Annotated in this window: 9 protein-coding genes; 6 read left to right on the top strand and 3 right to left on the bottom strand. The window is 42.2% G+C overall.

All coding sequences use genetic code 11. The features are described 5' to 3' along the window. Positions 1-32 precede the first annotated feature (32 nt). Genes AACH28_RS07475 through AACH28_RS07455 form a run of 5 tightly spaced genes read left to right on the top strand, consistent with a single transcriptional unit; the run spans position 33 to position 7,770 of the window. Positions 33-1,031, top strand: a complete 999-nt coding sequence (locus tag AACH28_RS07475) for a 4-hydroxyproline epimerase (protein WP_046675727.1) — start codon at positions 33-35, stop codon at positions 1,029-1,031. Positions 1,032-1,054: 23 nt separating this feature from the next. Continuing rightward, on the top strand, positions 1,055-2,317 hold the full coding sequence (locus tag AACH28_RS07470) for an FAD-dependent oxidoreductase (RefSeq protein WP_341832629.1): 1,263 nt from the start codon (positions 1,055-1,057) through the stop codon (positions 2,315-2,317). A gap of 31 nt (positions 2,318-2,348) precedes the next feature. After that, positions 2,349-4,121: a DUF885 family protein gene (locus tag AACH28_RS07465; protein ID WP_341832628.1), complete on the top strand. Its 1,773-nt coding sequence runs from the start codon at positions 2,349-2,351 to the stop codon at positions 4,119-4,121. A gap of 6 nt (positions 4,122-4,127) precedes the next feature. Continuing rightward, the gene (locus AACH28_RS07460; RefSeq protein ID WP_341832627.1) at positions 4,128-5,552 is read left to right on the top strand and encodes an amino acid permease; all 1,425 of its coding nucleotides are present in this window, start codon (positions 4,128-4,130) and stop codon (positions 5,550-5,552) included. Beyond that, entirely contained in the window at positions 5,539-7,770 is a 2,232-nt protein-coding gene (locus AACH28_RS07455; protein ID WP_341832626.1) for a DPP IV N-terminal domain-containing protein, read from the top strand. The genes AACH28_RS07460 and AACH28_RS07455 overlap by 14 nt, the downstream gene beginning before the upstream one ends. Before the next feature lie 261 nt (positions 7,771-8,031). Here the strand turns inward: AACH28_RS07455 and AACH28_RS07450 are convergent, their stop codons facing one another. The 3 genes from AACH28_RS07450 to AACH28_RS07440 all read right to left on the bottom strand — a co-directional run bounded on the left by AACH28_RS07450 (position 8,032) and on the right by AACH28_RS07440 (position 13,364). Next, positions 8,032-9,705: a M1 family metallopeptidase gene (locus AACH28_RS07450; RefSeq protein WP_313157159.1), complete on the bottom strand. Its 1,674-nt coding sequence runs from the start codon at positions 9,703-9,705 to the stop codon at positions 8,032-8,034. Positions 9,706-9,726: 21 nt separating this feature from the next. Beyond that, the gene (locus tag AACH28_RS07445; RefSeq protein WP_341832625.1) at positions 9,727-11,901 is read right to left on the bottom strand and encodes a DPP IV N-terminal domain-containing protein; all 2,175 of its coding nucleotides are present in this window, start codon (positions 11,899-11,901) and stop codon (positions 9,727-9,729) included. Between the two features lie 74 nt (positions 11,902-11,975). Continuing rightward, on the bottom strand, positions 11,976-13,364 hold the full coding sequence (locus AACH28_RS07440; RefSeq protein WP_286801516.1) for an aminopeptidase P family protein: 1,389 nt from the start codon (positions 13,362-13,364) through the stop codon (positions 11,976-11,978). 453 nt (positions 13,365-13,817) lie between these two features. On the opposite strand from AACH28_RS07440, the gene AACH28_RS07435 reads away from it, so the two are divergent. Beyond that, on the top strand, positions 13,818-14,279 hold the full coding sequence (locus tag AACH28_RS07435) for an AraC family ligand binding domain-containing protein (RefSeq protein ID WP_341832624.1): 462 nt from the start codon (positions 13,818-13,820) through the stop codon (positions 14,277-14,279). The last annotated feature ends 2 nt before the right edge of the window (positions 14,280-14,281 follow it).

The following is a 14,281-nucleotide window of genomic DNA, read 5'->3' as shown; positions in this document are numbered from 1 at the left end:
TAAATGACCATATAAACAACAAGGACTCAGAAATGAAGAAGACTTTTTTTTGTATTGATTCGCATACCTGTGGTTGTCCCGTACGATTGGTTGCAGGGGGAACCCCATTGCTAGCGGGTAATTCCATGATGGAGCGCAGATTGCATTTTATACGTGAGTACGACTGGATTCGCAAAGGATTGATGTTTGAACCAAGGGGACATGACATGATGAGTGGAAGTATGCTTTATCCACCATTTGATCCGCAAAACGATATCGGCGTTCTTTATATTGAGACCAGTGGTTGTCTGCCTATGTGCGGACACGGAACGATCGGTACCGTAACGATTGCCATCGAGGAGGGACTCGTTCAACCTAAAATTCCCGGAAAATTAAGGTTGGAAACTCCGGCAGGACTTGTACATATCGATTATGTTCAAGAGGGTCCTAAGGTGAAAAGCGTAAAGCTTACTAACGTCAAGTCTTTTTTATATGCTGAAGGGCTAACGGTAGACTGTCCAGATTTAGGAATTATCAGCGTAGATGTTGCCTACGGTGGCAATTTCTATGGTATTATTGATCCCCAGGCTAATTTTGACGATATCAGTTCTTATTCTGCGAGCCAATTGATCCATTATGGGAAAATAATTCGTCAACTGCTCAACGAAAAATATGCTTTTGTTCATCCCGAAGATGCGAATATTCATGGGTTGACACATATCCAATGGACAGGTAATCCAACGCTTCCCAACTCGTCCGGACGCAACGCCGTACTGGTTGGCGATAATGCCTTGGATCGTTCTCCTTGTGGTACAGGTACTTCGGCGCGTATGGCACAGTGGTACGCGAAAGGGAAGCTTAAAAAAGGAACGGAATTTATACATGAAAGTTATATTGGGTCACAATTTACCGGCAAAATTGAAGCGGAAACAACCGTGGATGGTAAGCCTGCTATTGTGCCGTCCATCGAAGGCTGGGCACGGATAACAGGATATAATACCATTTTTTTGGATGATGAAGATCCTTATTTTGGCGGTTTTCAGGTGATTTAATACATTAATAAGATAAGAGCAACGTGAAAGAAAATAATAGAGGTACAGTTGTTGTAATAGGTGCTGGAATTGCTGGGCTTGCTTCGGCCTATTACCTGGTGAGAGATGGTTGGGATGTGAAAATCCTGGAAAAAAATACTTTGGACAATAATTGTTCTTATGGCAATGCCGGCATGATCGTCCCAAGTCATTTTACGCCCTTGGCAGCCCCCGGGATAGTCGCGCAAGGAATAAAATGGATGTTCAATAGTAAAAGCCCCTTTTATGTACGGCCTTCGCTCAATCCGCGGTTGATCAATTGGGGTCTGAAATTCCTAAAACATGCCAACCGCACGCATGTGGAGCAACATGCTTCCGCCATACGTGACCTGAATCTCTATAGCAGCCGCTTGTATGACGAACTGGCCCAAGAAGATAATTTTGATTTTGAACTGAAGCAGAATGGTATCCTGATGATGTATAAATCGAAAGAAATGCAACATGAGGAGATTGAGCTGGCGCATCGTGCACAGGACCTCGGACTCGATGTCGATATCCTCGAAGGAAATACCGTTCAAGAACTGGAACCTAATCTGAAGCTAGATGTATTGGGTGCTATACTTTATCGCTGCGATGGAAAACTATATCCACCCAAGTTAATGCAGCAATTGATTCAATACCTGAAAGCCGCAGGTGTTGCTTTTTTCGAAGAAACTGAAGTCCATAAATTTATGACGGCCGGAAATAGGGTGAAAGAGGCGATTAGCAATAAGGGAAGTTTTCAGGCGGACGCTTTTGTCTTGACTGGTGGTGCTTATTTGCCGCAGCTGACTTCAAAGTTGCATTTAAATACACCGCTTATGCCTGGAAAAGGATATTCTTTTATGTATCAGCCTCAGGGCGAGCAGACCTTGAATCATGCGGCATTATTACTGGAGGCTCGTGTTGCTGTAACCCCCATGAATGGCCAGATCAGATTTAGTGGTACGATGGAACTGGGACCTGCAAATGACCGGATTTATGAAAACCGCGTCCGTGGAATTGTAGAATCTATTCCTAAATATTATCCAGAATTGAAGGTCGATTACCCAAGCGAAAAAATATGGTATGGTTACAGACCCTGCTCACCTGATGGATTGCCTTATCTGGGACGCTTGAAAAAATTTGATAATGCTATTGTTGCCGGTGGCGGTGGGATGATGGGCTTGAGCCTGGGCCCAGCTTATGGGAAAGTTGTTGCAGATTTATTGGCAGGACAGAAAATAGAGTCTGAAATCGCTGGTTTTAGGCCGGATCGTTTCGACTGATAAAATTATGATATAAACCAACACCTAAATTATGAATCGTTCTTTTTCTTTTAAAGCCCCCAAAACATTGTTTTATGGACTACTCTTTCTATTCCCGGTATCCACACATGCACAAAAGATGAAATTATACGACCATACAACTCCTTTAGAACCTTATATCGTGCAATACGGGCACGATGTTGAGGCAATCAACTATTTCTATGGTCCGATGCCCAAAGGCTGGGGCAATCAACAGGCTGCAGCATCGCCCGAACAGCTGGCACGTCTTCAACGTTTGGATAACGAATATTTGAACAAATTGGACAAATTTCCCTATGAAGAACTTGAAACATCTGGGCAGGTGGATTTTATCTTACTGAAGCGCAAACTAAAAAGTGATCTCCTTGCACTGAAAGAACATGAGTCGAATTACAACAGGTTATCCCTGTATTTACCTTTTGCACAACGAATATTTAAACTCGAAAAGGAACGTCGTCGAGGAAAACGTTTGGCGGGAGAAGATGTCGCGAAAGAGCTGACGCGGGTTGTCGATGAAATCGATCGATCGATAACCGCTTTGCAAGAAAAGACCAATATTCCTGATGCAGATGTGAACTTTTTGGTTGGCCTATTAAATTCTTTGGATTTAAGGATAACAAGCACCTTCGATTTCTATAATGGGTACGACCCTGAATTTACCTGGTGGGTACCCGCCATATTTCAAGAGGTGAAAAGTAAATTGTCGGATTATAAGGAGAAATTAGCCGCAAAAAGCGACCGGAAAGTTTTTGATGATGGTAGCCAGATTGCGGGTGTACCCATTGGCGAAAAAGAAATAAACCGAAGACTCAAAGCTGAAATGATCAGTTATACAGCTGCCGATCTGCTAAAATTGGCTGATCAAGAGTTTAAATGGTGTGAAGCAGAGTTATTGAAAGCGAGTCGTGAAATGGGGTTTGGCGACGACTGGCGGGCAGCACAGGAGCAGGTTAAAAACTCCTACGTTCCCATTGGGAAACAGCCGGAACTCATCCTGAAATTGTATAACGATGCACAGCAGTTTATTCAAAAAAATAAACTCATGGATATTCCTGAACTGGCAGATGAAACTTGGGGAATGATCATGATGACCCCAGAACGTCAGCGTGTCAACCCTTTTTTTACGGGTGGTCGGGAAATTAGTATATCATATCCAACCAACACGATGGATCAACAGGCAAAATTGATGAGTATGCGTGGTAATAATCCTTATTTCTCCCGCGGTACTGTGCAGCATGAATTGGTCCCCGGTCATCATTTGCAATATTTTATGAATAGGCGCTACAAGCCTTATCGCGAGGAAGCGTTTAATACACCCTTTTGGACAGAAGGATGGACACTTTATTGGGAATTATTATTGTATAGTAAAGGATTTGCCAAAACTCCCGAAGAGCGTATAGGAATGTTATTTTGGCGTATGCACCGCTGTGCGCGAATAACCTTTAGTATTAAATTTCATTTGGGTGAATGGACGCCGCAGCAATGCATAGATTACTTGGTAAACAGGGTGGGATTTGAGTCTGCTAATGCCCATGGTGAAGTAAAGAGGTCTTTTGAAGGTTCATATGATCCCTTATACCAGTTGGCTTATCTGGTCGGCGGATTACAACTGATGCGGATCAAAGAGGAGGTGGTGGATCAGGGTAAAATGTCATTTGCTGATTTTCATGATCGTGTGATTAAAGAAAATTACCTGCCCATGGAAATGCTAAGAGCGATTATCAAAGGCGAGCAATTAAAACCAGACCATGAGACAAATTGGAAATTCTATCATTTTAACAACTAGGTGTTTATGAGTGAGTCAAAACAAACTTTTCAAAAGTCGCTGGGATTGCTCGATGCAACGATGCTTGTTGTTGGAAGTATGATTGGTTCTGGAATTTTCATCGTTTCTGCAGATATCGCACGAAATACCGGTTCTGCGGGTTGGATGATGGTTGTCTGGCTAATCTGTGGATTTATGACTTTAACAGCAGCATTGAGTTATGGTGAACTCAGCGCGATGTTTCCCAAGGCCGGTGGCCAATATATTTATCTTCGGGAGGCTTATGGTCCCGTATTGAGTTTTGTATTTGGCTGGACATTTTTTGCTGTGATACAAACCGCGACAATCGCCGCCGTCGGCGTTGCGTTCGCTAAATTCACTGCCTACCTTTTCCCCTTTATGGACGAAGATGTCTATCTGCTTGAATGGTCAGATTACCGCGTCTCGGCAGCACAGGTGCTGGCCATTGCGGTCATTATGGTATTAACCTACATTAATTCAAGGGGTGTAAATAGCGGAAAGCGTGTGCAGACATCCATTACATTGATCAAAATTGGGAGCCTGTTGCTTTTGTTGCTCTTTGGCTTCCTGGCTTTGAAACATGAAGTTTGGGCTTTGAACTGGGACAATATTTCGCTTTGGTCCATGCGCCGCTTAAATGTGGATGGAACCTACACATCTTATGATGGGTTTTCAGCAATGGGTGCTTTTTCTGCGGCTATGGTCGGAGCCCTCTTCAGTAGCGATTCTTGGCACTCATCCTCAGCTGTAGCGGGCGAAATTAAGAATCCGCAACGCAATATCGGATTGAGTCTGGCATTGGGGACTTTGCTGGTCACCGTCATCTATCTGTTGACCAATTTAATGTATACGTGCATATTGCCTTTGGAAGCTATGGTCAACGCACCAAAGGATCGGGTAGCGATGAGTGTGGCACAAGAAGTATTCGGCCCTTTTGGGATCACGATTATAGCCATTATGATCATGATTAGTACCTTCGGTTGCAATAATGGAATTATCCTGGCCGGTGCGAGGGTGTATTATTCCATGGCTAAAGATGGTTTGTTTTTTAAAAGGGCAGGCAAGCTGAATGCACATGCGGTACCCGCCTGGGCCCTCTGGATACAGTGTCTTGCTGCGTCAATATGGTGTTTGAGCGGAAAATATGGTGACTTATTGGATATGATTACCTGTGTGGTCGTGATCTTTTATGTCCTTGCAATTGCCGGTATTATTCGCCTCCGTATCACGCGTCCAGATTTAAACAGACCCTATAAAGCATTTGGATATCCTTTTCTTCCCATTCTTTATATTCTTATGGGGCTAGCCTTTATCGGCTTGATGGTAATTTTTAAACCAAATTATACCTGGCCAGGCATTATCATTGCACTATTGGGTATCCCGATCTATTATTTAATCAATCCTAAGCGAAGAAAATATGAAGTTTCTTAGTACAGTGGTTTTGTTGTTGTCTGCACAGTTTCTGTTTGGTCAAGGAACTTTGGTAGATTATACCCGTGCACAAAACCTAAAAAAACAATTGACCAATAAAATCGAAAATCTACCGGGGCAGTTTTATTGGAATGATCGGGGGGACCTGTTTTGGTATGATCGAAATACGGCGCAGGGAAAAGAGTACATTTTGGTCAATCCCCAGGCAAAAACAAAAGAACCGCTGTTTGATCTAACGAAGGTATTTTCCTTGGTGGATGAAAAGCTGGAACGAAAAGTCGAAAATCGCGTTATTTCCAATGATCAGATAAAATTGATGGATCAAGATCAAGTGTCGCTCGATATCGCGGGCTACTTTTGGATCTGGAACCGCCGTTCCGCGCAATTGAGCCAGGGCGCTGCAAGTGGAAGTAAAGAGCGCAATCCGCGATATTGGGGGCAGCGTGAACAAGGAAATACCTATCGGGAAGTTGAATCTCCAGATAAAATACATGTTGCTTTTATCCGCAACAATAATGTTTTCTTAGCAAAGAAGGGAAACTTAAATCAGGCGCGACAAATTACGTTTGATGGTAATACGTCAAACTACTATAGCAATGATATTCAATGGGCACCGGATAGCCGGAAATTGGCTACAGTAAAAACACAAAAAATAGAGATCAGACAACTGACGCTTATTGAATCTTCCCCTAAAGATCAATTACAGCCAAAGATTCAGACACGAGATTATGTCAAACCAGGTGACGAATTAGCGCAAAAACTACCCGTTTTATATGATCTCGAAAAAGACAAGCTGTGGGTATTTGATGCGGAGCTTATACCGAATCAATTTTATCTTTCGGAATTATCCTGGCGCGATGATAGTAGGGCGTTTACCTTTGAATACAACAAACGCGGGCATCAGGTCTATGGTGTCATGCAAATGGATGCCAATAGCGGTATGTCCAGTTATTTGATCCGAGAACAAAATAAGACCTTTATCGATTATAGCGGTAAGAAATATCGGGAGGATCTAGCCGATGGAAAGGAAATTGTGTGGGCTTCTGAGCGTGACGGATGGAACCACCTGTATCTTTATGATGGATCTACTGGAAAAGTGAAAAATCAAATCACAAAGGGAAATTGGGTGGTTCGGAAAGTTGTACATGTCGACGCTGACAAACGAACGGTCATTTTTGAAGGCAGTGGTATGAATGCAGAGGAAGATCCCTATTTGATCCATTATTATTCAATCGGTTTAGATGGAAAGGGCTTAAAACTGCTGACGGAAGAAAATGCAAATCATCAAGCTTTTTTCAATAAAGACTATTCCTTGTTTGTGGATACCTATTCCCGAGTTGATCAGCCGCCAATTTCAGTATTGCGCGACAACCATGGTCGTCTTATCATGGAACTGGAGAAAACAAACAGCAGCTTGCTCGAAGCGGTAGGCTGGCGTGCTCCAGAAGTCTTTAAAGCCAAGGGACGGGATGGTGCAACGGATATCTGGGGTATTATTATTCGACCGACCAATTTTGATCCTGCAAAAAGTTATCCTGTCATCGAATATATTTACGCGGGGCCGCATAGCTCTTTCGTGCCCAAATCATTCTACAGCAACCCGAGTGGGATGTATGAATTGGCGGAATTGGGCTTTATCGTGGTGCAGATCGATGGAATGGGGACGTCAAATCGTTCAAAGGCTTTTCATGATAGCTGTTGGAAAAATCTGAAAGATGCGGGCTTTCCCGATCGGATCGCCTGGATGCGGGCCGCTTCGAAACAATACAAATACATGGATATCGGTAGAGTAGGGATCTATGGAACGTCGGCTGGCGGTCAAAGCTCGACGGGCGCGCTGTTATTCCATCCGGAGTTTTACAAAGTTGGTGTTTCCTCCTGTGGTTGCCACGATAACCGAATGGATAAAATATGGTGGAACGAGCAATGGATGGGCTGGCCTGTAGGGCCTGAATATGCGGCCAGCTCCAATATTGAAAATGCCGCTAAGCTGGAAGGAAATCTTTTGTTGATTGTTGGAGAACTGGATGATAATGTGGATCCTTCATCCACTTTCCAATTGGTTGATGCCTTGATCAAAGCGCGTAAGAACCATGATTTTATTATGGTTCCTGGGATGGGACATTCTTCTGGGGGAGATTATGGTGAACGAAAAAGGAGGGACTATTTTGTTAAACATCTACTTGGCGTAGACCCGCCTGTATGGATTCAGTATTGATCGTTAGTAGGCTAATGATCCTATAATGAATGATCCAGTAATGTAGGTTTATTGCCTATTTTTTCTGAAAGTACCTGATCTTATTGGACAGAAGGAACCTTCAGTTTGCTTTCATTGCTTTTGGTGTTTGCGAAGTCATGAAGGGTCCAATTGGGAATACTTATGAAGCGATAAGAGTGGTTCAATAAATACAATGCCCCAGAAAGTGACTTACTTTCCGGGGCGTTGCATTTATTTTATGTCTGTAACCTTGAATCCGTTTTATTCGACCAATACGCCAACATAATAGTTGAACGTATCGATATCAATATTATCTTTCGTTAAACCGGCTATTTTAATCGGTCTGAAACGTTGATCCAACTGGATAAGTTCTCTTTTTTGACCTTTTACGCCAATATGTATAGGCATATGGAAGCCTTTGACTTCACTGATCCATCGGCCCAAGACTCTCCCCGAAGGATCTTGTTTGATTTCCAGTGTAGGAATGGCGGTATGCTGTACATACTGTTCAAATACTTTTAACAGGTCTAAACCGGATTGCTGATTTACGTAGTTGACGATATCATTATAATCGACTTGCTGATGATAAAACCTGCTGTTTAGTCCCCGGAGAATATTTCGCCATTTTTCATCGTTGTCAATCATTGTACGGATCATGTTGAGCATAACACCGCCTTTAGGGTACATATCGCCAGATCCTTCTTTATTGACGTGGTAGGGACCCTGTATGGGGCTGTCATTTTGGATTCCAGTTCGGATACCATGCGCGTAAGCCTGGCTGGCTTCTTTGCCATAGAAATAGTCGATAAATAAACCTTCAGAATAATTCGTGAAGCTTTCATGGATCCACATATCGGCCAGATCGGCCGAGGTAATATTGTTGCCAAACCATTCGTGGCCAGATTCGTGGACCACAATAAAATCCCATTTATGTCCCCAGCCAGTTCCCGACGCATCGCCGCCGCGATAGCCATTTTGGTAATGGTTTCCATAAGCGATGGCACTCTGGTGTTCCATGCCTGTATGGTAGGTTTCAACGAGTTTATAGCCATCTTCATAGAACGGATATGGACCAAACCAATGTTCAAAAGCCTCTAAGGTCTGATTGGCATTTTTTTGAAGATGGGCTTTCTTTTCTGCTGTATCATTTTCGCGCAAGATATAGTAATCAACATCCAAAGGCCCTTTTTCACCCTTATATTTTTCCTTAAAATGAACATAATCGCCAATATTGATGGCGACATTGTAGTTGTTGATCGGATTGGAGACTTTCCAATGGTACTTGGTATAGCCATCCTTCATCTTTTCTACTTTGACCAGGCGGCCATTGGACACATTCATCACCTCCTTGGGAACGGCAATGGAAATGAGCATACTGTCCACTTCATCGGATTGATGATCTTTGTTTGGCCACCATACACTCGCACCCATACCCTGGCATGCGGTGGCTACCCAAGGCTTGCCCTTGCTGTCTTTTTTCCAGTCAAAGCCACCATCCCAGGGCGCTTTAACAGCCTCTGTCGGATGACCTTCATAAAACACGGTAAATTCATCCTGTGTCCCTTTCCTGATCGCAGTAGGAAATTCGACAAAGACAGCGTTGTGTTCTCTGGTAAAGGAAAGTTCTTTCCCTTTATAAATGACTTTATTGACTTTAAGATTTGCAAAAAGATCAAATTGCAGGCGGTTAAAATCAGTCGTGGCCTTGAAACGGAAAAGGTTTGAACCTGAAATATATTTATTGTCTATATCCACCTTAACATCCAGATGATAGTATTGGATGTCGTAGCAGGTGCGTAGTGGTGTTAGGTATCCGCGCAGTGAATCCGCTCTGGTGAATTCATTTTTTTCTTTCATCAGCTGCGCTGCCGATTGCTGTATCCCTGCGCTCAATAGACCGCAGGTACCCAATGCATATAATAGTATTCTTTTCATTTTTTGATAAAAATTATTCAGTTATCTTCCTCCCGGAGGGCAATGTAATTTGAGATAGTTTGTAAATAATGTCCTTAAATGCTCATGTGTGCCCTGTCCCTCGCTAATGGAATGGCTGCGGTTCGGATAAGACATCAACTGGAACTGCACGTTATTTTTGATCAGCTCATTGATCAGGACTTCTGCATTTTGATAGTGCACATTGTCGTCTCCAGTTCCATGGATGTAGAGTAGGTTGCCTTTGATATTTTTTGCATATTTCAGTGGCGAGCCGTTTTCAAAATCTGCCAGGTTTTCTTGTGGGAGCCCCATGTAGCGTTCCTGATATACATTGTCGTAAAGTAACTGATTGGCTACCGCGGCAATGGCAATACCGGTTTTATAGATCTGCGGATATTGCCCAAGCAGATTAAGCGTGCTTGATCCGCCACCGCTCCAGCCCCAAACGGCCACGCGTGAATTGTCGACAAACGGCCATTTCAGTATTTCTTGCGTTGCTAGAGCCTGGTCGCGAATATTGAGCTTTCCGATATTGCGGTAGATGCTTTTTCGCCAAGAACTGCCTTTAGGAGCAGGCGTTCCGCGATTATCCAACGAAATATAAATGTAACCGTCCTGCGCCATATTTCCCTTATAGAGACTGTTGTAACCTGCTCCAAAATTGTCTATGACAGTTTGTGATGCGGGTTCGCCGTAGACCATAAAGACAACAGGATACTTTTTATTGGGATCAAAATCCAGGGGCTTTACCATCCAACCATCTAATTCAATACCGTCGGTAGTTTTAACTTTAAAAAACTCCGCAATGCCGTCGCTGACTTTCTTTTCACGTTTCAGTTCAAAGTCTACGCGTATTTTGTGAGTCGGTAATTCAATAACGGCATTGTGCTGTAATGTTGTCCGGTTGCTAAAGTTGAAGATGGCAATTTTACCGTCTTTTGAAATATCATAATCGCAGGTTCCCTCATAGGAGGCTGGAGTCAGTCGTTTTGGGACGCCGCCTTTTGTAGACACACTATAGAGGTATTTTTGTGTCGCATTGCTTGGAGAGGCTGTAAAATAAATAGTTTCATTTTTCGGATCGAAAAAATCAAGGTTGATCATATCATAATCGGCTTTCATGATCAGTTTTTCATTGCCAGCTAGATCGATCTGGTAAATTTTTCGCCAACCGTCTTTTTCGGATACCCAGATGAAGGCCTTTCCACCTTGAACCCAGTCCCATCCGGAAGGATCATTGTTGTTCCACCGTGCTTTGATATCAATCCACGAGTCGCTTTGCTCCTGATGTATGTTTTGCCCTTTATTATTGGAAAGCGCAACAGTATAGATCTTACTCTCATTCTGTTTTCTATTGAGCTGCTCCAGAATAAGTTGTTTGCTATCCAGGCACCACTCCATACGTGGGATGTAATGCTGGTTGGGATCTCCCGGGATATTGATCTGTGTGTTCTTGCTATTTGCAAGTTCATAAGTCCATATGGAGCAGGCACTCGGTGATTGTCCAACTTTAGGATACTCTACGGGAATGGTGTAGGAGTAGAGGCTATCGGTATTGTTGATCATTAGAAAATTGCGGATGTTGCGGGCGTCAAGTTTCCAATAAGCAAGGGAAGTGCCATCTGGAGACCAACGGAAACCATCTTTACAGCCAAATTCTTCCTCATACACCCAGTCGAATGTGCCATTGATTAAACGGTCTGTTCCATCGTTGGTAACGGCAACGATGCTACCATTGTTGAGATCCTCTAGGTAGATATTATGGTCAGCTTTGTTCACGTATGCTACTTTATCCGCTTGCGGATTGAACTTCGCAAACATCAGTTGTGAGGCCGGGAATTTCTTGCCCAGCTGTTGCAATTGATTGGTCTTCTTGTTGTAAACCCAATAGTCACCTCGCGTATTCTCTCGCCATACTCTTTTGCTATTGGTATAGATCAAAATAAGCTCCTTATTTTTGGAGATGGAAAAATTTTCGACTTTTAAGGCTGCCGTTGCGCCTTTCGGAATAAGTAATTGTTGCGAAAGGAAGACTGTTCGCATTCCATTTATCGGATTTACCGTTTCTATTCCCTTGTCGGAAAATTCATAATACTGGTCACCCTGATCTGTCCACAATCGCTGTGCAACAAGTAAATTTGGGGCATAAAAAACCAGTAGAAGAATAAGGAGGACTAACTGTTTAATTCTGTTCATTTGTTTATCTGTTTACGTGTATCTGTCCCTTAAATGGGATTAACGACACTTTTAGGGTTTTATCATGAGTTTATTTAGTCAATAGGGTTGTCTTTGAGCTGATAGATTTCCTGGATTTCACGTTCAAGGTATTGTCCGAGACGTCGGTAACCATTCTGCTCGATCAGGTAATTGTCTTCAATACGAACCCCACCAAAATCGAGGTGTTTATTTAAGAAATCATAGTTGACAAATTCTTTGTGTAAATTTTGTTGCTCCCAAAGCTGCGTTAATTCCGGAATAATATAGATGCCGGGTTCAATGGTTAGCACATTGCCCGCTTCCAGCTTCTTACCTAGCCGCAGCGATTTAATGCCAAAAGTTTGGGTGTCTTTCGGTTCCGCTTCGGTATATCCAACATATTGTTCACCGAGATCCTCCATATCATGCACATCAAGACCGAGCATATGGCCGAGTCCACACTGAAAGAAAAGCGCATGGGCATGATTCGCGACGGCATCTTGCGCATTACCTTTCATAAATCCTGTTTGTATAAGTCCGTCGACAAGCGCTTCACAAGCTTTTAGATGAATTTCTTTAAAGTGGATTCCGGAGGTCAGCAGCTGTTCTGCCGTCTTAAACGCATGTAAGACGATTTGGTACATTTCCTCTTGTAGCGCAGTGAAGCGTTTTCCTACGGGAAAGGTCCTGGTCAAGTCTGAAGCATAGCCCATAGCGGTCTCGACGCCCGAATCATTGAGCAGGAGGTCACCTGCATAAAGTTGGTGAAATTGCATATGATTGTGTAATATTTCACCCCGTTTTGTAACTATCGGCGGATAGGAGAAGGACGTTCCCTGATTTTGGGCAAAATGTTGCATGGCATTACTGATCTGATATTCATAACAATCAGGTTTTGTCATGCGTATAGCGATGCGGTGCATCTCAACGGCAATATCTACGGCTTTCTCTAGTTCAATAATTTCTTCTGTCGATTTGATGCTCCGTTGTGCGACGACAGCTTTAATCAAAGCCACAGAGGGCTGGAGCTGATTTGCAGGAAAGCCGGTTAGTTGCTCAAGCAATAATTTATTATGCGACTGATAAGGAGGAAGGTAGTGAATATCTTCCTGTTTTCCTTTGTTAAGGTAGTCGAAGAGTTGATTGAAAGGCAGGATTTTGCTGATACCCGAAAGATCAGCCTTTTCAGCTAAGGTCTGCTGTTGACCCATCCAAACAATATCGTCAATGGTCATTTCATCACCAAATAGTATGGTCTCGTTTTTATCAGTGTCCAGTACAGCCGCCAAACGTGGACTTTTGATACCTATATAATATAAGAAGCTGCTGTCTTGGCGAAATGGATAGGTATTGTGCTCAAAATTGATCGGATTTTCAATGTTGCCTAGCAAAAGAATTTTGCCGGTTGTGAACTTTGATAATAGATTATTTCGGCGATTAAGATATACTTCTTTTTTGAACATAAGTTTTGGGAATTATTTGAAGTTGGATTGTCTAATTAGGTGCCTATTGTGTAATACGAATATCGTAAAATTTATGCGCTTCAAAATGATTTATTTAAAAGGTCTTTCTTTAATGTGTAGTGTTTGTTCTTGTTACAAATGATATGTTCTCCGTTTTTTATACTAAAAAGTGCTAAAAACGAAATTTAATAAAGTTCAATCTTTCTATTGAATAATAATTATCACAATTTATCAAAGTCTAATTGTATTTTAACCCATTTTTCCAATATAAATGGGTTTTTATTGTCAATTCGTTGTTTTGTGCGTGGTATTATTAGAGGATTATTAAATATTGTCGAATACTAAACATATTTTAGTATAGTATTTTTATGTTTTATTTCCAAGTCGTGTTGTTGCTTTGGAGTTGTTATATTTATGTTACTAAACAGTAAACATAAAACTAAACAAACCTATATGAAAACGCTCCAATTTAATGTGCCGACCATGCGAGGACAGAGTCTAACAATTCAAGAAGATATATTGGAAACTTTTTATCCTCATTTCCATCGACATCAAGAAGCTCAATTAATGTGGATAAAAAAAGGTAAGGGAGTTTTGATTGTGGAAGATACCTTACATCCCTTTAAAGAAAATGATATTTTCTTTTTGGGCGCGAATCAACCACACGTATTTAAGTCCGCTTCTCAGGACGGGTTTTCAAATGAGTCGCGCTCTGTTTCCATTTTTTTTGATCCAAATGGTAAGCTTAAATCGCTTTTTTCTCTGGAGGAATTTGAATCGTTGAATCAGTTTATTTATAACAACTCAAGAGGGTTTAAGGTTCCCGATTCATATTTTTCCCAAATAGCAGAAAGGGTCTGTTTATTAAAATCTGCGGACCAAATGGATAAGTTAATGCACTTTTTCTATTTATAAAG

This window comes from Sphingobacterium thalpophilum (assembly GCF_038396785.1).
Classification (GTDB): Bacteria; Bacteroidota; Bacteroidia; order Sphingobacteriales; family Sphingobacteriaceae; genus Sphingobacterium; species Sphingobacterium thalpophilum_A.
The sequence above is the reverse complement of the archived record's forward strand: the minus strand, read 5'-3'. Positions and strand labels throughout refer to the sequence as shown.